The organism is Spirosoma aureum (assembly GCF_011604685.1).
In the GTDB taxonomy this organism is placed as follows: Bacteria; Bacteroidota; Bacteroidia; order Cytophagales; family Spirosomataceae; genus Spirosoma; species Spirosoma aureum.
Window position 1 is genome coordinate 2,097,631 of record NZ_CP050063.1, and the last position, 21,821, is coordinate 2,119,451.

18 protein-coding genes are annotated in these 21,821 nt (G+C 48.2%); 7 read left to right on the forward strand and 11 right to left on the reverse strand.

Features of this window, described 5'->3' with window-relative positions; translation table 11 throughout:
- Positions 1–91 precede the first annotated feature (91 nt).
- On the forward strand, positions 92–1,372 hold the full coding sequence (gene rodA / locus G8759_RS08410; protein WP_167206941.1) for a rod shape-determining protein RodA: 1,281 nt from the start codon (positions 92–94) through the stop codon (positions 1,370–1,372).
- A 3-nt stretch (positions 1,373–1,375) separates the two neighbouring features.
- Here rodA and G8759_RS08415 read toward each other — a convergent pair whose 3' ends face one another.
- The 3 genes from G8759_RS08415 to G8759_RS08425 form a co-directional block, all read right to left on the reverse strand.
- Positions 1,376–2,929, reverse strand: a complete 1,554-nt coding sequence (locus G8759_RS08415) for a right-handed parallel beta-helix repeat-containing protein (RefSeq protein WP_167206943.1) — start codon at positions 2,927–2,929, stop codon at positions 1,376–1,378.
- 4 nt (positions 2,930–2,933) lie between these two features.
- Positions 2,934–5,153: a VWD domain-containing protein gene (locus tag G8759_RS08420; RefSeq protein WP_167206945.1), complete on the reverse strand. Its 2,220-nt coding sequence runs from the start codon at positions 5,151–5,153 to the stop codon at positions 2,934–2,936.
- Positions 5,154–5,282: 129 nt separating this feature from the next.
- Positions 5,283–6,164 (reverse strand): SGNH/GDSL hydrolase family protein, encoded by an 882-nt coding sequence (locus G8759_RS08425; protein ID WP_167206946.1) that lies wholly within the window; start codon positions 6,162–6,164, stop codon positions 5,283–5,285.
- Between the two features lie 13 nt (positions 6,165–6,177).
- On the opposite strand from G8759_RS08425, the gene G8759_RS08430 reads away from it, so the two are divergent.
- Both G8759_RS08430 and G8759_RS08435 read left to right on the forward strand, forming a co-directional pair.
- Complete coding sequence (locus G8759_RS08430) at positions 6,178–9,444, forward strand: sensor histidine kinase (protein ID WP_167206948.1); 3,267 nt, start codon at positions 6,178–6,180, stop codon at positions 9,442–9,444.
- Positions 9,422–10,165 (forward strand): LytR/AlgR family response regulator transcription factor, encoded by a 744-nt coding sequence (locus G8759_RS08435; protein WP_167206950.1) that lies wholly within the window; start codon positions 9,422–9,424, stop codon positions 10,163–10,165. Before G8759_RS08430 ends, G8759_RS08435 begins: the two co-directional genes overlap by 23 nt.
- A gap of 27 nt (positions 10,166–10,192) precedes the next feature.
- Here the strand turns inward: G8759_RS08435 and G8759_RS08440 are convergent, their stop codons facing one another.
- The 5 genes from G8759_RS08440 to G8759_RS08460 all read right to left on the reverse strand — a co-directional run bounded on the left by G8759_RS08440 (position 10,193) and on the right by G8759_RS08460 (position 13,092).
- Positions 10,193–10,783: a hypothetical protein gene (locus G8759_RS08440; protein ID WP_197933107.1), complete on the reverse strand. Its 591-nt coding sequence runs from the start codon at positions 10,781–10,783 to the stop codon at positions 10,193–10,195.
- A 12-nt stretch (positions 10,784–10,795) separates the two neighbouring features.
- Positions 10,796–11,257, reverse strand: a complete 462-nt coding sequence (locus tag G8759_RS08445) for a lipocalin-like domain-containing protein (protein WP_167206955.1) — start codon at positions 11,255–11,257, stop codon at positions 10,796–10,798.
- A 363-nt stretch (positions 11,258–11,620) separates the two neighbouring features.
- The gene (locus G8759_RS08450) at positions 11,621–12,088 is read right to left on the reverse strand and encodes a DsrE family protein (RefSeq protein WP_167206957.1); all 468 of its coding nucleotides are present in this window, start codon (positions 12,086–12,088) and stop codon (positions 11,621–11,623) included.
- A gap of 23 nt (positions 12,089–12,111) precedes the next feature.
- Positions 12,112–12,282, reverse strand: coding sequence for a DUF1059 domain-containing protein (locus G8759_RS08455; RefSeq protein WP_167206959.1), 171 nt, complete (start codon positions 12,280–12,282; stop codon positions 12,112–12,114).
- A 366-nt stretch (positions 12,283–12,648) separates the two neighbouring features.
- The gene (locus G8759_RS08460; RefSeq protein WP_167206961.1) at positions 12,649–13,092 is read right to left on the reverse strand and encodes a hypothetical protein; all 444 of its coding nucleotides are present in this window, start codon (positions 13,090–13,092) and stop codon (positions 12,649–12,651) included.
- A 182-nt stretch (positions 13,093–13,274) separates the two neighbouring features.
- Between G8759_RS08460 and G8759_RS08465 the strand changes: the two genes are divergently transcribed.
- Together G8759_RS08465 and G8759_RS08470 are read left to right on the forward strand one after the other, a co-directional pair.
- Entirely contained in the window at positions 13,275–16,310 is a 3,036-nt protein-coding gene (locus tag G8759_RS08465; RefSeq protein WP_167206963.1) for a sensor histidine kinase, read from the forward strand.
- 10 nt (positions 16,311–16,320) lie between these two features.
- Complete coding sequence (locus G8759_RS08470) at positions 16,321–16,965, forward strand: response regulator (RefSeq protein ID WP_167206965.1); 645 nt, start codon at positions 16,321–16,323, stop codon at positions 16,963–16,965.
- Positions 16,966–16,993: 28 nt separating this feature from the next.
- Here G8759_RS08470 and G8759_RS08475 read toward each other — a convergent pair whose 3' ends face one another.
- The gene (locus tag G8759_RS08475; protein ID WP_167206967.1) at positions 16,994–17,743 is read right to left on the reverse strand and encodes a LytR/AlgR family response regulator transcription factor; all 750 of its coding nucleotides are present in this window, start codon (positions 17,741–17,743) and stop codon (positions 16,994–16,996) included.
- 222 nt (positions 17,744–17,965) lie between these two features.
- Positions 17,966–18,838, reverse strand: a complete 873-nt coding sequence (locus G8759_RS08480) for an alpha/beta hydrolase (protein ID WP_167206969.1) — start codon at positions 18,836–18,838, stop codon at positions 17,966–17,968.
- Positions 18,839–19,226: 388 nt separating this feature from the next.
- Here G8759_RS08480 and G8759_RS08485 point away from each other — a divergent pair, with 388 nt between their 5' ends.
- A complete protein-coding gene (locus G8759_RS08485) occupies positions 19,227–20,099 on the forward strand; it encodes a pirin family protein (RefSeq protein ID WP_167206971.1) in 873 nt (290 codons plus the stop codon).
- A complete protein-coding gene (locus G8759_RS08490; RefSeq protein WP_167206974.1) occupies positions 20,099–20,683 on the forward strand; it encodes a Crp/Fnr family transcriptional regulator in 585 nt (194 codons plus the stop codon). Before G8759_RS08485 ends, G8759_RS08490 begins: the two co-directional genes overlap by 1 nt.
- Positions 20,684–20,763: 80 nt before the next feature.
- Here G8759_RS08490 and G8759_RS08495 read toward each other — a convergent pair whose 3' ends face one another.
- Entirely contained in the window at positions 20,764–21,723 is a 960-nt protein-coding gene (locus tag G8759_RS08495) for a sugar phosphate isomerase/epimerase family protein (protein WP_167206976.1), read from the reverse strand.
- Positions 21,724–21,821: the final 98 nt, after the last annotated feature.

A 21,821-nucleotide genomic window follows, 5' to 3' on the forward strand; every position in this document is an offset into this window, starting at 1 on the left:
AAATAAGTTTGTGGTTTTAGAGTTTCTAGTTTGAGCGTTACGCGTTAACGGACAAACCATAGACCACAAATTACATAAACGACAAACTAAATTGTCTCGCAATAACGACCCATTCACTCAGGACATCGATTGGCTAACCCTAGTGCTATACCTCGGCTGTGTAACCCTGGGCTGGCTCAATGTCTATGCCGCCGTTTATAGTCCAGAAGATCATACGAGCCTGTTCGATATGACAACCAATGCCGGAAAACAGATGATGTGGATCGGTACGACGGTCATTCTGGTCATTTGTATTCTGGTCATCAACCATAAATTTTTCGATTCGTTCGCGTATTTGTTTTACGCGTTCATGATTCTGATGCTACTGCTGGTACTCGTGGCCGGAACGAACATAAACGGATCGCGATCGTGGTTCAAATTTGGGTCGGTTTCCATTCAGCCCGCCGAATTTGCGAAAGTGGCAACGGCACTGGCCTTAGCGAAATATCTGGATGTGCCCGGAATTAATCTGTCCCGGCGGAAAGAGCTGATGTACATTGGCGGTATCATTGTGCTGCCCTGTATACTGATTCTGGCTTCGAACGAAACCGGCTCAACCTTGGTCTTTGCGTCGTTTGCCATCATGCTCTACCGGGAGGGATTACCGGGCTGGATTCCGGCTGTGGGCATTACGGCAGCCGCCCTGTTTGTGCTGGCACTCGTTTTCCCGAAGCTGTACATCTTCATCGGTATTGTCGCGTTGCTGATACTTGTCATTGCCCTGATGCCACGCTACAACCGCACAACGAGCAACCTGATTTCGATGGGCGTTGTTGGTGTGATGATGATGGTGTTTGTGACGGGGGTGGATTTCTTCGTGAATAATGTCCTCCAAAAGCACCAGCGTAATCGCATTAAAGTACTCGTCGATCCAACCATCGATCCACTGGGCGTTGGCTGGAATGTGACGCAGGCTAAAATCGCGATTGGGTCGGGTCGGCTTCAGGGTAAAGGATTTCTGGAAGGAACACAGACTAAATTCGATTTCGTCCCGGAACAGAGTACCGATTTTATTTTCTGTACCATTGGCGAGGAACATGGTTTTATTGGTAGCGCCGTTGTCATCGCGTTGTTCATCGGCTTGCTTTCGCGCATTGTGATACTGGCCGAAAAACAACGGAGTAAATTTGCCAGAGTATACGGCTACTGCGTGGCTGGAATCATCTTCTTCCACGTGATGGTCAACATCGGTATGACCATAGGGTTAATGCCCGTTATTGGGATCCCGCTGCCATTTTTTAGCTACGGAGGGTCGTCACTCTGGTCGTTCTCTATTCTGCTGTTTATATTCCTCAAACTCGATTCACGCCGAACCGCATTCACCAGAAGGTAAGGGTTACTTCAATCCTGTTCCAATAACGCTGGCCGGTGGTGGCACCAGCAACGCTGTTCCTCCGGCTTCATCGGCACCCAGATCGGGATTTGCGAAACGGTTGTTGCCGTCATAATCAGTTGTAACGATAGCCATAGAAAGCCCGGCTTTTAAACAGGGACTACCGGCTTGTAAATGATACTGGCCATTGAGTTTCGGGTCGCCTTCGGTGCTGTGTGCATCGAATTTGGTCGCTGATTTCCACTGAGCGAAGGTCAGATCGCTGGTTTGCCGATTTTCATAGATGGCCGATTTGCCGGTTCTGAAGTAGCGATTATAATCAATCTGATTTGTGCCGGTAAGCGATTCTGCCAGATCATCGTCATTATAGCGGATACGGATCATGGCGCGGTCGCCTGCCTGCGCCTGCACGAAAATGTTGTTCAGTATTTTCACATCGCGACAGGGGGGAGTTCTGAGCGCACCGTTTGGACCGACGTAGGTTTCGCCCCGACTGATGTATAAAGCCCCGTAGGTTTCGCTCGCCACATTCACGAATGTATTGTTAACGACCTGAGGGCGAAGGGCCGCAAATAGCCCAACACCACCCCATTTTGCGTTGACGATAATATTGTTTCTAATGATAATATCAAAGCTTTCGGTATAATCCGTGTTGTCTTTATCGAACCATTCTTCGTCCGTGTCGGTATTGCCTGCAGCAACACCTAACTCCCCGCAATTGATGATCAGGTTGTTTTCGATGATACAGTTTTTGGCTCCACCTTTGGCGTAGAGGCCGTTCGTTGCAATGTCATGAAAGTAGCAATGACGCACGATCATCCTCGACCCATTCACATTATCGATTCCCTCCGCATTATCGGCGGTAACGTTGGCTGGTCCAACGCCCGAATGATGAATCTCGCAGTTTAGTACCTGGATGTTTGCACAGCCCGGCACAATTTTGATGCAGTCGCGGCCAGTATCGTGAATGCGACAATTTCGAATGGTTAAATCGCTGACTGCCCGACGAACGGGTGCGCCATCTTCCCAATTGTTTTCGAGTTTAATGCCGTAAAGATATCCACCCACGATTTCCAGATTTTCGATCAGACCGCCTGTAATAGTCGGCTCACGATACCACAGCACCGATGTGATGTCCTCTATGTTCGTAACCGCCTTGATAATGGCCCACTCGCCGGGATACGACCGGAGTGTGAGGTTACAGGTACGAATCTTGATTTCCTGACTCTCGTGCGTTCCGTCGCGCAGCTCGACAGCATCGCCGGGCTTGGCCGAGTCGACCGCTTTCTGAATCGTTTTGAGCGGCTTGCCAAGGGTTCCCTCATTGGCATCGCTACCATTGAGGGCTACATACCACGTTCGCGGTGTGGGGTTGGATTCGTTACAGGCAAAACCTGAAGTCGTTGGCGACGTCGAGGTATCACTACCCGGTGTGCTGGTTGTGCTGCCAGGTGGGGTGATGACCACAGGCGATGGTGTATCTTCGGCTTTTTTACACTGTGCTAAGCTGAACAGGGCGATAACGAAAACAGTAAGGAGCTGCAGGTTCGATCTCATGGGCCTATCGTTCAATCTTTATGTCGAACACAAACGAAGCGGTACTATTCGTTTTGGTATGTTGGCCCTGTGTGAAGCGGATAAGGCCTTTTTTGCCCTGTTGCGTTCTGAACGACCACAAATACTGCGTAAGCGGCACCGACGTAGTCAGGTCGGAAAGAGCGGTGACCAGTTCCGTTTTTTCGTCGGCTCCGGCATCGAATGTCCAGGCTTTACGTAAATCTGCGGCATTGACAAACGTATTCCATTGGTTAGCGGGAATGGTAGTGTATCGAAGAAATGTATTGGGGAACAGCGGCCATTTTTGCTGGTCAATCTGGGGCCAGATGGTATAGGCACCGCACGAAACCCCGCAGTTTTTGACCGCTCGTGGCCCTGCAAACCAGGGGCCTGAATAATAATCGAACACCACATCGATGTCGTAAGCAACCGACGCACCATCGGCAAAGCGGTAGAATGTACCCTTGTCGAGGTCCAGCAAATTGCGGGTTTGCGGGTCGTTCGACTGGCCTTCTTTCAGGTCAAGTTTGAGATTGGTAAAAACACTGACATCGGGGCTGGCCGGAAATTCCCGCTGGCTTAGCAGCGCCGACTGCGCCATGCGTTGATCGCCCGTAATAGCTACGTCAAAAATGCAGTTTCCCAACTCAGGCTGGCGGGTTATACCGGCGGTCTGACAAACGCCTTCTGCCCATGTATACTTATCGGGATCGATCAGCGGAAACGTTTTAGGAAACGTCCGGTCGGCGTAGGAGTCTGCATTTTTACCAGCTTCATAGACGAACAATGACGTTTGGTTGCTCACCCGCCAGCTATCCGCAAACGTAGTGTGAATAAGCGGAAACGTTCGTTCGAGGGTAGTGCCATCAGCCAGTTTAACGTCATTTTTATCGTCGCCATCGTAATTGCCCAACAGACCGGCTACTTTCCCTTTTCGGGATTTATCAAGCATGACGGCATAGTCGAGGTAGGGGGTATTCCAATAGATCGTTACCCCTTCGCCCTGCGCATTACTAAATACCAGTTTTTCTTTGCCTGCCAGCCGGAGCTTATTTCCATTGGTGAGCGAAAGCTGTGTTAACACCGACAGGGCCGTTTCTTTCTTATTGACAAACAGACGGGGTTCATCCAATGACGCCGGTTTAATTAAGAAACAGATTTCATCCGTCCCGATTCGTGCTGCCACGCCCGTGTTGACTGTGGCCCGATTGGTTTTGAAGGTATCTTCCTGCCGAGCCTGTATTTCAATGTTGTCGCCTTTGGTTGAAACGAACTCACCCAGTGTCTGAAAGTCATACGTCAAACCATCGTGCGTAATAACATGAGGATCGCCCAGTGCTCTGCCCAATGCGTCTGCTGCGTTCCCCAAACCATCGCCCAACCGATCGAATATTCCCGAAAAGGCATCACTAACGCTGCGAGGCCCCCGGTTGGTGCGGCCAGCCTGGGCAGCGGCTCTGGCGGCTTCTTCCCTGGCGGCTTGCTCGGCGGGCGTTTCTCCGCGCGAGTTCCGCTGGACGGGTGCAGTATTGGAAGGCATCGGGGCCGTTCCGGTCGATGGAATATTCATCCGGTATTCTGGCAACGGACTGCCAGGTTGAGCCGGTGGGCTATAGAAATAAGAGCTATGATAATCGATACTGCCGGATGGGTGACGGCCCAGGCGAATTTGAGCCTGCGCGGGTGTAGCAATGAGCGCTGCCAGAAAATCGCCGATGTCGAACGACTTCTGTTTACCGTGCAGTTTGGCAATCGTTGTTTCTTCGTTTGCCAGTACGCCCCAGATGGCATCGGCCACCAGCTCTTTCGTAACCGTATAGCCCTGTACTTTTGAGAGTCTGTTCGCAACAAAATCGGTCAGTGTCCCAAACGTTTTCACCTCCGCTGCTTTGTTGGCAATATCCGTATTCGCCGTTTGAATAGCCGCATCGATAGCTATATAGCTGGTTGTTTGAAATGCCACGTATTTGCCTGATGCAAAGCCTTCGACCTCCTGATTCGCGTAGGTATCGAACCGAAAATCAAGAATAGCCACGCCCTTATTTTGAGAGGCTAATTCCGTACATTCAATGATAAGCTGGTGATAACGAATCGACACCGGCCCGTCGGAGGTGGCGGTCGGACTGGTTTCTTTTTCTTTACACGATTGAGGGACCAGAAGCAATAGGAGCGTAAACACACTGCATAGGATCCGGCAGCTTATTGCCCAAACTGACTGTTTCATTTTGTTTCGGTGGTTACTTTTTTGATCGAGTCTATCGTTTTCGAAAATGACCTATCAGAGGTCAACACTTTGGACTGGCTCACTGGGTTTAGAATCGTCATTCCTTTTCATGCCAGCGTTCGGGGATTTTTATTTCCCAGCGTTGTAAATACTCATCAAAAGTGCTTTGCTGATTCGTTGTCCTGCTTTTTTGCCAATATGCCCCTGACCATCAGAGGAGTCTATACCATTTACATCCGATGGGTCAGCGGCCGTATTGCGGTTTTCGGGACAGATACGCCAGACACTGGTTTGCTGGCAGGCTCCGTTGTTGCTTTCGAGTTCCTGTAAATCGAAAATGACATCGGTAGTGCTGAAGGTGGATTTCATCCATTGACCAACCTTCATTTTAGCCCCGTTACCCTCATAGGCTGCTGTTGAATAAACCAGTGGTGGAGTCAGATGAACAAAGCGAAGACCAGGAATAGCCGTCCGCAGATCGTCGACCATTTTTTTGTAGTCTGTTTTTACCTGCTCAAAATTATTGTCCTGAATATCGGCGTACCCGAACTTGAATACTGCAATGTTCAGGCTGGCTTTATTAGCTAATACATTTTCGCGGAACACCCGGATTTTCTCCTGCGGATTTCCATTAGGAATGCCTCCCACATCGACGAAAATACCACCATGCAGCCCTTTTGTTGTCTGATCACCTTTACCATAATACTCGAATGGAAATCCATTGGCCTTTGCGCCTTCTTCCAGATCCTGACCAACGGACTGATGGAGGAAAAGTGTATTCCAGGTTTTGATGCGGTCACGTTCAGAAACGGCCAGCTTATCCCAGGCGTCAATACCTGCCAGCCCGACTACTCCGGGCTGGCCTTTGCCCAGCGCCGATGTACCAGTACCCGGACTGGTGTTGGTACCGGGTGTTGTGCTGCTACCCGTACCCGGAGCGGGGTCAGTACTTCCGCCCTGGCTACAGGAAAGAAGGAGCGGTACTAAAAAGAAAAACAGTGTCTTTTTCATCGGTGAGTAGTTCATGGTTTTGCTTTTTGATAGGGTGAATGTGGTGTTGAGTGGGCTGAAAATCCAATCCGTTGACGGAACGGGTGTAGCCGTTGAGGGAACGGTCGGGCAAGTGATTGACTGCGTAGAATTACGGGCGTACCTTGTCTCTCCGAAATACCTGCCTGCTGTCATGCCTGTTGTTCAGCTTTTTATGGGATTGCTCATGGCCCTCATGACGTATGCTTCACGGGGGCAGTCGTCGTTTGTGGTCGAGACAATCGGATTACGGCAGGGCTTGCCAGCTTCCGATATCCGGGCTTTGTTTCGCGATGCAAAGGGTTATCTCTGGCTCGGAACCGACATTGGCCTGGTCCGTTACGACGGGTTCCGATTCGAGACCATCAGTGTTTCGCAGGAGGGGCGCTGGCTTGGGGTCGTAAACGCGCTTGCTGAAGACAAGGACGGTCAGCTTTGGGTCGGAACAGAGGATGGGTTATTCGTTGTCAGGAATGGAGCCGCTAATGCCGTTAAAAGCCTGCAAACGGACCGGTTTCTTCGGATGAACTGCCTGATTTTCGATAAACAGCAGAATTTATGGTGCGGAACCAGCAGCGGAGCGTATTTGATAGATCAGTCTGATCTTCAGAAGATTGCCCGTAAACCCGCTATTGCTATCCAACCCAAACCCCTTCCCGGTTACGAAAATTTAGTGCCCGAATTTGCCCATCAACGCGTGTTTACGCTGGCTTTCGATGAAAAAGGGCGGTTATACGCAGGAGCCAACTATGGCTTGTTTCGCTACGAAAAAGGGAAGCAGGTAGAGCGTTTGTGGCCCAACCAGCACCGAAAGGTCGAAATTCAGGCGCTGGCCGTTCGGTCGTCGGACGATCTTGTCTTTACAACCTTCGACCCTCTGGGTTATATCCGACTTCATAACGGCAACGAAGAGCGGTTTTTCCCCAATATTTATTCCACCGATGTAGTATATCAGGCTAACCAGTTCTGGTATTTGTCGTATGGGTTACATCGGCAAGGTCCAGCCGATAACCACCCAATTTCGGTATTGGACCTGTACGAGAAAACCAGTAGCAGCTTCAACAAGCTTTATATCGACAGGGAAGGTATTTTTTGGGTAGCGACTAATGAAGGACTTCTCAAAATCCGACGTTCTTTTTTTGAGCGAATACCACTACCAAAATCCGTAAGTGGAAGCGAAATTAACGGGTTTGGTGTGTATGATAACGACTTACTGGTTGGCGCACATCATGGTCGTGTGTTTATATGGGAACGCGACACGCTGAAAAAAATGCTGGCGGGCCTGGCACCGATTGCTGGTGTGAGCGCCATTAAACAGGACAGCCATCGAACACTCTGGTTGGCAACCACCTATCAGGGGCTCTTCTCATTTAACGGCCGGCAAACCCGTCGCTACACCTTTGCCGACGGACTGATCAACGAAGCTTTCAATGCTATTATTCCGGGTAAATCAGGTACGTTATGGGCTGTAGGCGATGTGGGTATTACGCGAATTGTTTATGACAGTACGACCAATCGATACCGGCTTCAATTTTACGAGCATAAAGTAAACCGCTATAAATTCACGATCTTTTTTTCGGGGCTGGAAACACCCGACGGCACGCTCTGGCTTGCCAGCGACTTTGGGCTGGTATCATTTCGAAATGGCCAGTTTCGGAACCATCTGCTGACGGTTAACCAAACCACCGTTCGGTCTATCCGGAAAATTGTACAGGATAAAAACGGCCAAATCTGGCTGGCAACCGAGGGGAGCGGGCTGTTGCGGGGCGAAGTGAAGAACGGGCAGTTTACGCTTAACCGTCAATATACACAGCAGGATGGGCTGCCTTCAAATTCGTTTAGTGATCTGCTTGTCGATAGCAGCGGGCGAATCTGGGCCGCTGCAACCACGGCTCTCACCTGTCTGTCAATCAATGGACCGGCAGAGCAAATCCAGAATTTTGACTATAAAGATGGGTTTTTCAGCGAATCGTTTCTGAACCCCCATTTAATTGAATACCCGGTTGGTACACTTTGGGTTGGTAGTACGGAGGGATTACTGCGGTTAAGTCTGAACAAATTACAACCTCAGCGCCCTGCGTTATCGGTATTGATAACCGATGTTCGGCTTCGGGATGAATCCAGCCATGTTGGGGTAGCAGCAGGCAAGCCAGGTAATCTACTCAGTGATACGTCCGGAATTCGGCAGCTTTCCTCCTCGCAGAATGCGCTGACGTTTCGTTTTGCGCTCCTGAGTTTGGCCAATCCGGGTTTTAATCGGTATCGTTACCGACTCGATGGGGCGGAATCGACCTGGCGAAATACCTCCGGAAGCGAAAGTACAGTTACTTATTCAGGCTTGAAACCTGGCCATTATACGTTTTCCGTTCGAGGGACATCGGCCAGTGGGATTTGGAGTAAAACGGCTTCGTTTTCCTTTGATGTACTGCCTCCATTCTGGCAACGCGGGTGGTTTCTGATTTTGCTGGCTATTGGTCTGGCAACGGGAATCTGGCTATTGATCCGATTTCGGGAGAGACGGATCAAGCAGCAGGAAACGGAACGAAGCCGCCTGGCGCAGTTGATCGCCGAGCTCGAAACGCGGGCCATACGCGCTCAGATGAATCCGCATTTTATTTTCAATTGCCTCAATTCGATTCAGGAATGCATTCTGGCCGATGATACGGATACGGCATATCGCTATTTGTCGAAATTCTCCCGGCTTTTGCGCATGGTACTGGAAGAATCGGCCCGGAACATTCATTCATTACAACACGAACTGGATTTGATTCGCCTGTATCTCGAACTGGAAGCACTCCGGTTCGAGCAGCCGCTGCACTACGCGATCGACGTTGATTCTGAAGTAGATACGCATAATTGGCAAGTGCCTTCGTTGATTTTTCAGCCTCTGGTTGAAAATGCGATCTGGCATGGCCTGGTTCAGCAGACTGGCCCACGAAAACTCCGGATTTCCATCTGTCATGATGGTCCTAACCGGCTATTGTCCGTAATTGACGATAACGGTGTAGGCCGAAAAAAAGCATCAGAAAGCCGGAAAACAGTATATGGGACCTCGCAGGGGTTAAAGCTGGTTGCCGAACGAATAACACTGCTCGAAAAGAGTGGCTGGGGACAGGGCAGCCTACAGATCGACGACCTGACCGACGCTACAGGTGAGCCAGGGGGAACGCGGGTAAGCGTATGGTTACCCATCATTACAGAACTATCTCTTCGTACCAAATTCACTCATATTGCTAATCATGTACAAAGCACTGGTCATTGACGACGAGCCCAGGGCCTGCCATGTGCTGGAAATACTGGTTCAGAAACACTTACCCGAAATTACCACGTTTGCCAAAGCAACCCGCCCTGACGAAGGCATAGCACTTATTCAGCGCTTGAAACCGAATCTGATTTTTCTGGATGTGGAGATGCCGCTGATGAATGGGTTCGATGTGCTGAATGCCGTTGATGAATGGGATTTTGACATTATTTTCACGACAGCCTATCACCGGTTTGCCTTGCAGGCCATCAAAGTCAGTGCACTGGATTACCTGCTAAAACCAATTGACGTCGATGATCTGCGTATTGCATTCGATAAGTTTCTGCACCGACAGTTACATCAAGTGCCACGTAAGGTGTTGATTCAGAATTTGGTAGGTAATCTGAATGCGCCCACAATCCAGCAGCATAAATTACCCGTCTCAACGACCGAAGGCATTCATATGCTGCCCATAGCCGAGATTATTCGTTGCGAAGCGGATTCAAACTATACGTTCCTGTATATGACTGGGAATCGTCGTTTTTGTGCTTCCCGTACGCTGAAAGAGTTTGAAATCATGTTGAAAGAGCACGATTTTGTTCGAGTGCATAAATCTCATCTGGTCAATATGCAGTTTGTGACGCTCATTGGGCGGGATGGTACGGTCAACTTAAACGATGGAACCGCCATTACGATGTCGCGACGGATACGCCAGAACCTGTTTACCCGATCAGGAGACTGATTGCCAGGGTATTTTCCGGCAATAAATTTAGTGATTTCCCCGATGAAGAGTAACCGTAACGTTCTTGCTGAAACGCGGATCGGCGCTGTTCGAATAACTTGAGCCATCTTTCTGGAAATAGCTGAACCGTAGCGTTAAGGTCATCGCATCCGTTTCCCAACGACCCTGTTCGATGTCGTTGATGTAAAAATTAGGCACCACATGATACTTCGCATCAACTGGGCCAAAGTGCATCGTAAACAGATGATAGTCGTCTTTATTGACACTCCCATTGATTCTATACTCTTCCCGGCCAAGCTTACTCGTTACGGTGGCCAGACCATCGAATGCCTGCTTATTAGAACGGGATCGACGCCTGCGCTTTTTAAACGCCTTATTCCAACGCTCATCGTCGGTTACGGGTACGTCGATAGTAAGGGTGAGATTCTTCGATAGGCCATCTGGATCGTTAAAAGAACCCTGCCAGTGGCCGACCAAAAGCGGTTCGGTGTCGCTGTAGGCCCAGGGACGTTGGTAACGATCAAAAAATTTTCCTCCATAGAAACGAATACCACCCCAGACCAAACCGATCAGGAACAGCCCTGCCAGAACAGTCAGACAACCCAAAGGCTTTTTCATGGGCATACGTTTCTAAATCCGCTCATAAACCGTCGTTAGCCGTTCCGCTTTTGTCGGATTAGGCGATTTCGGATTGTCGGCATAGGTGAATACCCAGGTCATGGTACGGCCCTGCATACTAACATCATACACAGCCTCGGGAAATTCCTTCATTGACGATGTAACGGTTATTTTCCGGCCACTTATTGACCAGTGCGCATCGACGCTCATTGATTCGATGGTCTTTTTCATTGATCCGCAGGCATCGGGAACATTTGTTTTCATTTTTCCATCACTCATAAATGTATAAGTAACGTCTTTGGTACAGGGCATGCTACGCGTCATCATTTGCATCATGTCGGTTGCTTTGCCATTACTTTCGACCAGGGTCATTGCCGTACGTTTCCAGGTGCCAGCTACACCACCGACACGAGGAGCAAACGCAGGTCGGAAGGCTGTTGCGATCAGAATTAACAGGATAAATGAGCGATACATACGGGTCAATGGTTTCGGTCTTAGTCGGTATTTAGAGAAAAATCAATAACAAGCCCAGAAGGCCAGCCAGGAATAAGCATAGCCATTCGATGAGTTGCTGGCGCATGGGCCGTTTCATAGGTAGGTAGTTTATACCTGAAAAGTAAATCGCCGTTTAGCACCGGGCAAAAGCCCCTGCGCAAACGGCGGTTACTATTTAGCGAAGTGCGATTTTTCTTGATATTCAGAGAATTTGTTTACAAAATTGACGATTAATAAATAGTCGTTTTGCCGCCTGTTTATCGGAAATGCTATGAAAAGAATTGGTCTGTAAATTATTGACTGTCAATATGATTATGTCTGTTTCGCTGGTGTTGGAAAAACTTAATAGGTAAACATGCGGTCGCTGTCTGTCGCTAGCCGAACCAGTACCGTTGGCATCGCAAATTCAGCGGGTTTTCCGGCAATGTCCGCATCAGCAAGTCCCCGTGCTTTCGATGACATACCTGATAAATAGAATCGGCCACCTCCTTTCGCGATGGCTTCATAATGTTCGCGGAGCTTGCCTGTACCCAACCCGACAACCTTATCCATCTCTGCATCTTTCAGCAGCGTAACGGCATCGCCCGCCAGAAAGAGCGTAACGGTGTGACCTTCATCGATAGCGGTCTTCGCCACCAGAAAACCCAGTGCAGCCTTCGTTGCGTTTTCTGGACCACAGGTAATATGTATCAGGAATTTCATCTTCTTGGCGGTTGTCGGTGTGGAACTAGTTGTGGATGTCTGAGCCTGACCTGTTGCACAGGCCAGGAGGAACCAGAGGGCGATAAATAAACAGCTTTTGTTGCGCATGATCGTTCGGTTTCGCCTGGTTACTATGCTTCATGAATCAGTGGTTTGATCTGCTCGGCCATCTCCGGAGTGACCATCACCTGATGCGCATCCAGAGCGTGTTGTGCCGCTAATTGCAATACTTCGGCTTCGCTTTCAGCCTGGATAATTCCAGGGCAATCGAATCCAACATCTTTACAGCGTAGTTCTTTCATGATCGTGTGAATTTTTTAGGTTAAATGGACTATAAAAACAAAAGCTTCAGAGTAGTTGAGGCTTTTGTATAGAGTCGTGCTACGGTTCGGAACCGTAGCACGACTCTATACAAAAATCTTCAGTTAACTGGCAAGCCAAAAGATGATATTCTTTAAAAAAGTTAGCTAAGATTTTCAGTTAATGAGCTGATAGGCAGCGTAAAGGAAACGAGAATAATGAGTCCAAGCTAAATCGCTGGTTGTCGAAAAGCAAAAACCTTTGAGCAAACGGCGATTATAGACCTGGACTCGCCTGTTCTGGGAGATATTGTGTGGATAGAATCGGAAAGCAATCGTTATGTCAAGAAAATGAAACTCAATAGCCGTTTAATCCTTTGATTGAGTAAGTCGGTAATCTTTGTAATTCTTCTCAATAATAGCGTCCTTAAACAGCTTGAAATACTCGCTGGCTTTGGGTTCGCCATATTCTTTCTTCAGCAACGACTCAATGCCATAATCGGCCCCTTTAATCACTGGGTCCATGATGAACAGGTAGGCATACGACCCGTCGGGCTCTGGCTTGGTGGGATGCATAACGCGCGTCTGTTTGAATATTTTCTGTTCAGCCGCCGATAAATTTTTGGCGCCGGGCCAGAAAATTTCGTGAATGAATCGTTCGTACTGGGCACGTTTGTTAGCCTTGACCGGATAGGCAATCACCCAAACCGTTTCATTCGGTTTGGCAACGGTGCGTGTGCTCTGGCTCAGGGCAGGTATACTGATCAGGGCGATGAGGCAGCAAATCAGAGATAAACGTAAAGAATAGAGCATAGTATTTAGTTCAAGGAAGAATGTTAATTGATTAACTAAAGATACGTACTGAATTGCCTGTAAATTTCACTGACTTTTCAGTTGTATTCTATCCCCCGAAAGGGGGATTTTTAGTGCCCTTTCTGTCGTGTACTTTCGTAGTAATCAGTGAACACGGTTTCTTAATGCCTAAGCACATCACCATGAACTACACATGGTTTACAGTACTAATTTTCAGTCTTAGTTTGGCGTCGCTAAGCAATGCCCAAACGACCCTTAACTTCGAACATCTTTCTACTCCGCAGGGGCTTTCGCAAAGCACAGTGCGAAGCATCTGTCAGGACAGGGAAGGCTTTATGTGGTTTGGCACTCATAATGGCCTGAACAAATATGATGGGTACTCCTTTACGGTTTTTAAGCCCGATCCCCGTGATCCTAAACACACCTTTCATCATAACATCATAACCGACATTCATGAGGATCGCCGGGGACTATTATGGGCTGCTACCCTCGGCGGTGGATTACACCTCGTAGACAAACGGTCCGGAAACGTGACGGCTTATGAGATTGGATCGGGGCATAATAGTTCATTAAATACGCTTTTTTCTATCCATGAAGATGCGAAAGGTTTTTTATGGATCGCAACGGGCAGGGGCCTTGCCCGATTTGATACGCAGGCCAAACAGTATACGCTCTATACGAAACAAAAATACCTCGTTGCCGTAACCCAGGAACAATCAGGGCGTTTTTGGGTGGGTGGTATTCAGGGTGTACAACAGTTTGATCGACAGACCCGTACGTTTACGGATGTGTTACTGGATTCTTCTCTTGATCGTCAGCCATTTATCTCGTCGCTTTGTATTGATGCCGATGGCCTATTATGGGCAGGGAGCCTTTCCGGTGGATTATGGCGAATGGATACCAAACGGCGTCCTTTGGCCTTTACACGCTACAATCCTCGTGGGGAAGTCAATAAAGCGATACGGTATAACGGAATTTATTCTGATAAAGCTGGACACTTGTGGCTGGCTACCAGCGAGGGTTTGCAAGACATTGATACGAAAACTGACCGGGTGATCACCTACCAGTCCAATGCTTCTCAGCAGGGTAGTTTAAGCAATAACAGTATTCAGTCATTATTTCAGGATAGAACAGGCACGTTATGGGTAGGGACCAATAGTGGTGTTAATAAAGGATCTGCCTATAGCAAATCATTTATAGCTCACCAGATTATTCCGTCTATACCCACAATCAGCCTGAATAGCAACTACATCAACACATTGCTGGAGGATAAAACGGGAACCATCTGGTTAGGTAGTAATGCCGGGAACATGGATGGTAGTTTCAAGAATGGGTTATTCCGGTTTGATCCCAGGGATAAGCAAATCAAGCCTGTTCCGCTGGATACTTCTGATCCTGCCAGCAAGGATGTATTAACGGTCTATGAAGACCGTAAAGGACGACTCTGGATGGGTGCTGCCAACGGCCTGTATCAACTGAATCGCACTACGGGCAGGTTTGTCCGCTATGCATACCCATTTTCCGTTTACCATATGGCTGAAGATGAAAAGGGTACATTATGGCTCCCGAGCGGCAGTGCAGGCGATTCGGCCGTACTCTCTGCGTTTGATCCCGATAAAGCACAGTTCACTTCCTATCGCTACAACGAAAAGGATACATCTGGTTTAAATAATCCCTTTTATTACGGCATTCTGGCCAGCCGCAATGGAGATATTTACCTGGCTACAGGAGGGGGAGGCATAAATCGTCTGAATCCAAAAACAGGTAGATTTCGGCACTATATGCCTGACTATCAGTCGCTAATTGGCCATGTCAACGACAAAGAAGTACGTTGCCTGTACGAAGATGTTCAAGGTATTATCTGGGCAGGTACGGGGTTGGGCGGTCTTAATCGATTAGATCCCCGGACGGGCAAATTTACTACCTATACGACTCAGGAAGGACTACCGAGTAATCGAATCCTAAGTATTATAGGCGATCAGAAAGGACATTTGTGGATGGGTACAACCAGGGGGCTAAGCCGATTTGACCCTATGACCAACGTGTTTCGTAACTATGATGTGCGAGATGGCCTGCCCGACAATGAGTTTTTGACCGGTGCGGTTCAAAATCACAAGGGTAAGCTTTTATTTGGTACCCGGAATGGGTTCGTTATGTTCTACCCAGATAGCGTCAGGGATAATGCCATTCCTCCTCCCGTGTATATTACCGGCTTCACGGTGCTGGGAAAACGTCGGGCGGTACCCTCAGATCATATTGCATTAGCCTACCAGGAAAACTTTCTTTCTTTTGAGTTCGTCGCTCTCAACTACAACACTCCCGAAAAAAATCAGTACGCCTATCAACTCGTTGGTGTAGACAAGAAGTGGGTACAGGCAGGAACCCGCCGATTTGCCAACTATACCAATTTACCCCCCGGAGACTATACATTTCGGGTAAAAGCTTCAAACGATGATGGTGTCTGGAATGAAAAAGGGGCATCTATCCACGTAATGATTCAGCCACCGTGGTGGCAAACCATCTGGTTCCGGTTAACAGCAGCCTTCATTTTGTTGCTGCTCGCCGGCATTTCGATCCGGTTGTATACACAGGCCAGGCTACGTCGGCAACGAAACGCTCTGAAACGGGTCCTGCAGGTGCAGGAGGAAGAACGTCAACGGCTGGCGGCTGATCTGCACGACGATTTAGGCGCCACATTATCGGCTATAAAAGGGCAGCTGGAAACCGTTCACCAAACCAGCGATGAATTGGCCAGACCAATCGATCTGATGGAAAAGGCAATTCGGGATCTGCGGCATATATCACATAACCTAATGCCTCCCGAATTTGCCAGGCTGGGGCTGACAGAGGCTATCCACGAGACCGTCAGGCGGGCCGAAACTAGTTCGGGACTGCATTTTCTGTTCATCACCCATGGGCAGGAACGACGATTCGATAACGAAACGGAGCTAACAATCTACCGAATTGCCATTGAACTGATTAATAATGCGATTAAGCACGCAAAAGCAAAGCAAATCACAATCCAGTTGATTTTTTACCCGCAACAAGTATCTTTATTGGTTGAAGATGACGGCAGGGGTTATCCGATTAACGAGGGCATAAGTCAATCAGGAATCGGATTACGAAATATTCGCTCCCGCGTAGCCTATCTTCAGTCGAAGTTGCTGGTTGATTCTGGAGAGAGAGGTACAACCATCACTCTGGAAGTGCCTCTTTAAATCCAGAAGTATGGTTTCGGGAGCAATTCCTTCTACAATTCTCATTGCCGACGACCATCAACTATTCAATGATGGATTACGTACATTATTAACATTTGAGGGGAGCCCGTTTCAGGTTGTTGGTCAGGTCTATAGGGGCGATGACGTAATCCTGGGCATTCATCAACTACAGCCTGATGTCGTTTTATTAGATATCAATATGCCCCATCGAAATGGTATCGATGTGGCCCGGCAAATTGTACGCGACTACCCGACCGTCAGGGTAGTAATCATTTCGATGTATAACTACCAGAAATTTGTTGATGAACTTAAAGAAATTGGTGTTGCCGGTTATTTGTTGAAAAGTGCCTCACAACAGGAATTGATCAGCTGTTTGCAAAGTGTTATTACAGGCGGTCGGTATTTCGATATAAAGCTGAATGGAAAAGCAGCTGCCCTCCATCAGGAAGATGAGTTTGTGAAACGGTTTAAGTTGTCGCCCAGAGAGTTAGAGATTATTGTGTTAATGAGAGAAGGATTATCGGCGCCAGAAATAGCCCGGCAACTCTTTATTTCAGAAGAAACGGTTAAAACACACCGAAAGAATATTTACTATAAGCTGGACATAAATAACCTGGCCGAACTGATTCGGTTTGCCAATGAGCATGGGTTATAATCGTTAGTGACATTATAAAGCCTGCTCATCAGACCCAGCCAATCCGCTCAAAAAAGTGCTGCTTTTCCCGGCGCGAGACCTCCACCTCACTACCATCAGACATAACGACGGTGCCACCTTCACCCCGGACGTACTCGCTCAGATGCTGAAGATTTATGAGCGACGAGCGGTGAATCCGGACAAAGCTGAGCGGCTCGAGCAGGTCAGCAAAGTCTTTTAATGTTCTGGTGGCCACAATTTTACGGCCATCGACCAGATAAAACGTCGTGTAATTGCTGTCAGCTTCAAGCCGAATAATGTCCTGAACGGGTACGAACATCAGCCCCCGCAATGACGACACGGCAATTTTATTGAACAGGGCATGTGGCGACGGCGTTGGGCGATTTATATCGATCGAAACCGTTTCGCGGTGCTGACGCTTCTGGTGCAGCCGTTCGATGGCCTGCTGAAGCTCACCTTCGTGGATGGGTTTAAGCAGGAAATCGAGTGCACTCATCCGCAGGGCATCAATCGCATACTGACCGTAGGCTGTGCAGAAAATCACCTCAAAGTCGATTGTTCCCAGTTCGCGCAGGAGAGAGAACCCGTTCATCCCAGGCATATCGATGTCTAAAAATAATACATCGGGTTTGTAATGGGCTAAACTCGCCACGGCATCTGACGGATGTTGAAAGGTCTGTAGAACATCCACGTCAGGGGCTACTTTTTGGATCTTTACACGTAATGCATCCAGACTAGCTCGCTCATCATCAACAAGAATAGCAGATAATTTCATCATTCCGGTTGGTTGTCCATTGATAAATATACGGACTTATGAGGGCAGAAGATTGACCGGTAACTAAAAGGCTACGAAAAAAGCCGTTTCTTCGGAGTGAAACCAATTGATCGCTCAGCTTATGTATACCTGGATTTTCGTCTGCGTAAAAAACAGTAAAGCGGTGTTAGATTCTGGTAATCAACATCTAACACCGCTTTACTGTACTGCGCCATTAGGAATTATCTAGGGTGCAATTGCGCCGTTGGATTTGAGAACCTTATTGAAAAAAAGGATGTGAAAGGGTAGCGAATTTTCCCAATAATCCCAGGTATGACCGCCGGGGTGTTCGGTGTAATCGTGTGGCGTCTGGTTGTAAACCAACCGGCGATGCAGTTCTCGGTTCGGTTCGATCAGAAAGTCATCGACGCCACAGTCAATGATCAGCTTTAGCCCATTGGCCTTTATCTTATCGGCCATGTTCACGACAGAGTTAGCCGCGTATAAATCGGGTGTAGCTCCCTGCGGTCCCAGGATTCGCTCGAACTGAGGAGCAATCTGTTTGGCAAACTCGGGCGCAATTCGCCAGTGAGTTGGGCTCAGATCGAGGGCGCCACTCATGCTGCCAGCCGCACAATAGAGATCCGGATGACGCGTAGCCAGATACAATGCGCCATGCCCACCCATGCTCAGGCCCGTAATTACCCGACCTTTTTTATCGCGAATGGTGCGGTATGTGTTGTCGATCTTTTCGAGCACTTCTTTCGTGATATAAGTCTCAAACAGATTGTCTTTCTGAATCGGACTGTCGAGATAACCACTGAGTTTCTCACCTTCGGGTGTAACAATAATCAGGTTATACTGATCGGCCAGGTTGTGCAGCAGCATCTTGTCGGGCGTCTTTGACAGCCAGTCGTTGAACTGCCCACCACCACCATGCAGTAGGTAGAGAACCGGATAGGACGCCTTGCTTTTCGCATAGCTACTGGGCAATACAACAGCCGCCCGAAGGTTTTTTTGCATGGCGGCACTGGGAATATCGAGCGTATCGACCTTCGCGCTAAATGCGGAGAGATGCATGAGTACGCCCATACCTAGAATTAGAAAACGTAAATACATAGTTTGCCAGGTTAGGAATGTGACGGAAAAACGATAGTATGGGTGTTAGACTGGATTCTGGTGCTGGTTCATATTTGTGAAGTTGAAAGCAGGGGAGAAGTGTGGGACTATAGTTCAGTCTATCAATAACGCCAGGTTTACTCGTATAAATGACTGCTCAGGAAGAAGAAAAATTCTTTGTGTAATTTATACGTAATGATAAGATTTTTCGCTAATCAAGTGAAATTTACTATTGATTATTTTTAATTTTTTCGTCTGGTAATACAAATCAAAGGCCGTGCTGAATGTTGTCGCTTGATATTTGTCAAGACTTATTTCTGATCTATATCATTCCTGCCAAAGGGCTGGTTACTGCATATTTGTAGTCTATTATTTGCCGTTTTTAGCCATGGAAAAAGTAACCGCAATTAGCTACGGAGGTACCAATTCAAGAGTGGGCGACTTGCTAGTCAATCGCTTACTGCCCAATCGTTATGTAGATGCCGTTGGCCCGTTTATATTTCTTGATCACCTATACCCAACAGAACTAAATCCGGAAGTACCCGAAGTGCCAACCGGCGAATCTGCACATCCGCATCGGGGTATTGCCACATTCAGCTATTTGTTCAAGGGTAGCCTTGCACATTTCGATAGCCAGGGACATCGCGGTACGGTAGCCTCGGGGGGAATTCAGTGGATGAAAGCCGGGAATGGAATCATTCATGACGAACAGCCCCGTATGACCGATGCGGGCGGCTCTGTACTCCATGCGCTGCAATTCTGGATTAATCTGCCCGCAAAAAACAAGGCAGAAGCCCCCGAATACCTGGCCGTGCAGGCCGACGAAATTCCGGAGGTGGTATTACCCAATGATGCTGGTACTGTACGGATTTTGATTGGGAAATTAGGTAACGAGGTCTCGCCGGTCAAAACATTCAGCAGGCAGTTTTTATACCATATAAAGCTGAATCCAAAGTCATCGTTTACGCTGCCAACGCGGTCTGATTTTGAGTACGCGGCTTTCGTACCTTCCGATGAAGTAAACGTAAACGGATCGATGCTTGGTAACAGCAAACTCCTTACTTTTGAGATGGATGGTGGTGATATTGTGCTCCAGAGCGACCGTATTGCGTCGACCGATGTGATGCTTTTTGGCGGGGAACCTTACATGGAGCCCATCGTGGCTGAAGGGCCGTTTGTCATGAATACCCATCTGGAAATTGCGGAGGCATACCGTGATTTTTTTAACGGGAAATATGGTACCATTAAGTACACAGCGTAATGTACGATAAGCTTCGAAACTATATAGATACTCAACTATCCGATACGGTGTCTGATGAGGAATTTGAGTTGATCAAACGGGCATTTGTCGCTAAAAAAATCAGACGGAAACAGTATTTATTGCAGGAAGGCGATGTGTGTAAATACATTGCCTTTATTGTCAAAGGAGCGATGCGCCAATACTCCGTTGATGCGAAAGAAATAGAACATATTGTCCGGTTTGGGATCGAGAATTGGTGGATGAGCGACCGGGAGAGCTTTATTATGCTTACGCCATCCCGGTATAATATCGATGCCCTGGAAGATACCGACCTGTTGATGATAACCAATGCCAGTTTGCAGGAATTAAGGGCTCACTCGCCATCGTTTATAAAACTGGGGCAATTGCTCGATGAGCGGAGTTATATAGCCGCTCAGAAACGAATTCACGCATCGATTAGCCTTACTGCCGAAGAACGGTACATTGATTTACTAAAATCAAACCCTGAATTTTTGCAGCGATTTCCGCAGAATATGATCGCTTCTTACTTAGGTATTTCACCCGAAACGCTGAGCCGTATTCGTAAACATTCGATTACCAGGTAGATAAGCTGAATCTGATAGAACTCTCCCAAACTGAGCCATCAGTCGGCTCAGTTTGGGAAATCTCGCTGAGGCTAGTATGATCAGGCCAGTACTTTCGAGAGATTCTGGTAACTGATCTGAATGTTTTCAATTCCGGGAGCCATATCCTGCTCGACAAAGAAGTATTTTAAACCGGCAATACTGGCTGCCGCAAAAATTCGCTTGAAGTCAACGACGCCATTGCCAACTTCGGTAATCGTTTTCAGATCCGACTTAATGTCTTTTATGTGCCAGAGCGGAAAGCGTCCTGGCTGCCCTTTGAACAAGTCAACGGGATCTTTACCCGCTTTAGTTGCCCAGGCTAGATCCAGTTCCATCTTCACAAGGTCTTTATCCGTCTGCGAGAGAACCAGTTCGTAAGGGGTCTTCCCACCTTCGACAGGATCGAATTCGGTAGCGTGGTTGTGATAGGCAAAACCGATACCTGCCTTTTTCGCAGCTTCACCGGTTTTCTGAAATACCTCGATTGATTTATTGATCTCATCCAGCGTTGCCACGGGTGTACTGGCGCAAACCAGATAACTCAACCCGCCTTCGGCTGCTTCGTCAACCAACTGCTGGTAGTTATCACGCAGATTCAGCATGGGAGGCATCGGTCCACTACCAAATGGGTTTCGAGCTGGTGCTGCCGCTGCACCCGTTGCGGTTGTGCTGGCAGGCGGTGTTGGCCGTGGTTTGAACGGTGCTCCACCCGCATGGTGCGCCCGCCATCTCATACCCATGCCTTCAACCAGCGATTTAAATTCTTTGGCTGTGTAGCCGTAGTATTTCCCTTTCAGACTAAAAGCCGACTCTACCTCTTTGTAACCCGTTGCGGCTACTTTTTGGAGTGTGCCTTTCGGGTCTTCGTTCATCTGTCTGAACAGCGTAAATAACTGGATGCCGATCGGGCGGGAAGCAGCCAATCCGAACAGTTGTTCGGCCTGTGTAAGCTGTGGTAGTACCAATCCACCTAACGCCACTGTACTGGCCTGTTTCAAAAAATCTCTGCGGTTTCTCATGGAGGTAAAAGGTTTGACGAGTAATTGGGTACTAGTTAAAAAGAAAAAGCCTGATGATAACAAAACGATCATCAGGCACGATTCAAGACAGGTTGATT

What these genes read in the sequence shown, in the direction of transcription:
- G8759_RS08415 (WP_167206943.1), bottom strand. Translation starts at nt 2,929, where the DNA reads ATGAGATCGAACCTGCAGCTCCTTACTGTTTTCGTTATCGCCCTGTTC.
- G8759_RS08420 (WP_167206945.1), bottom strand. Translation starts at nt 5,153, where the DNA reads ATGAAACAGTCAGTTTGGGCAATAAGCTGCCGGATCCTATGCAGTGTG.
- G8759_RS08425 (WP_167206946.1), bottom strand. Translation starts at nt 6,164, where the DNA reads ATGAAAAAGACACTGTTTTTCTTTTTAGTACCGCTCCTTCTTTCCTGT.
- G8759_RS08430 (WP_167206948.1), top strand. Translation starts at nt 6,178, where the DNA reads ATGGTTTTGCTTTTTGATAGGGTGAATGTGGTGTTGAGTGGGCTGAAA.
- G8759_RS08435 (WP_167206950.1), top strand. Translation starts at nt 9,422, where the DNA reads ATGTACAAAGCACTGGTCATTGACGACGAGCCCAGGGCCTGCCATGTG.
- G8759_RS08440 (WP_197933107.1), bottom strand. Translation starts at nt 10,783, where the DNA reads ATGAAAAAGCCTTTGGGTTGTCTGACTGTTCTGGCAGGGCTGTTCCTG.
- G8759_RS08445 (WP_167206955.1), bottom strand. Translation starts at nt 11,257, where the DNA reads ATGTATCGCTCATTTATCCTGTTAATTCTGATCGCAACAGCCTTCCGA.
- G8759_RS08450 (WP_167206957.1), bottom strand. Translation starts at nt 12,088, where the DNA reads ATGCGCAACAAAAGCTGTTTATTTATCGCCCTCTGGTTCCTCCTGGCC.
- G8759_RS08455 (WP_167206959.1), bottom strand. Translation starts at nt 12,282, where the DNA reads ATGAAAGAACTACGCTGTAAAGATGTTGGATTCGATTGCCCTGGAATT.
- G8759_RS08460 (WP_167206961.1), bottom strand. Translation starts at nt 13,092, where the DNA reads ATGCTCTATTCTTTACGTTTATCTCTGATTTGCTGCCTCATCGCCCTG.
- G8759_RS08465 (WP_167206963.1), top strand. Translation starts at nt 13,275, where the DNA reads ATGAACTACACATGGTTTACAGTACTAATTTTCAGTCTTAGTTTGGCG.
- G8759_RS08470 (WP_167206965.1), top strand. Translation starts at nt 16,321, where the DNA reads ATGGTTTCGGGAGCAATTCCTTCTACAATTCTCATTGCCGACGACCAT.
- G8759_RS08475 (WP_167206967.1), bottom strand. Translation starts at nt 17,743, where the DNA reads ATGATGAAATTATCTGCTATTCTTGTTGATGATGAGCGAGCTAGTCTG.
- G8759_RS08480 (WP_167206969.1), bottom strand. Translation starts at nt 18,838, where the DNA reads ATGTATTTACGTTTTCTAATTCTAGGTATGGGCGTACTCATGCATCTC.
- G8759_RS08485 (WP_167206971.1), top strand. Translation starts at nt 19,227, where the DNA reads ATGGAAAAAGTAACCGCAATTAGCTACGGAGGTACCAATTCAAGAGTG.
- G8759_RS08490 (WP_167206974.1), top strand. Translation starts at nt 20,099, where the DNA reads ATGTACGATAAGCTTCGAAACTATATAGATACTCAACTATCCGATACG.
- G8759_RS08495 (WP_167206976.1), bottom strand. Translation starts at nt 21,723, where the DNA reads ATGAGAAACCGCAGAGATTTTTTGAAACAGGCCAGTACAGTGGCGTTA.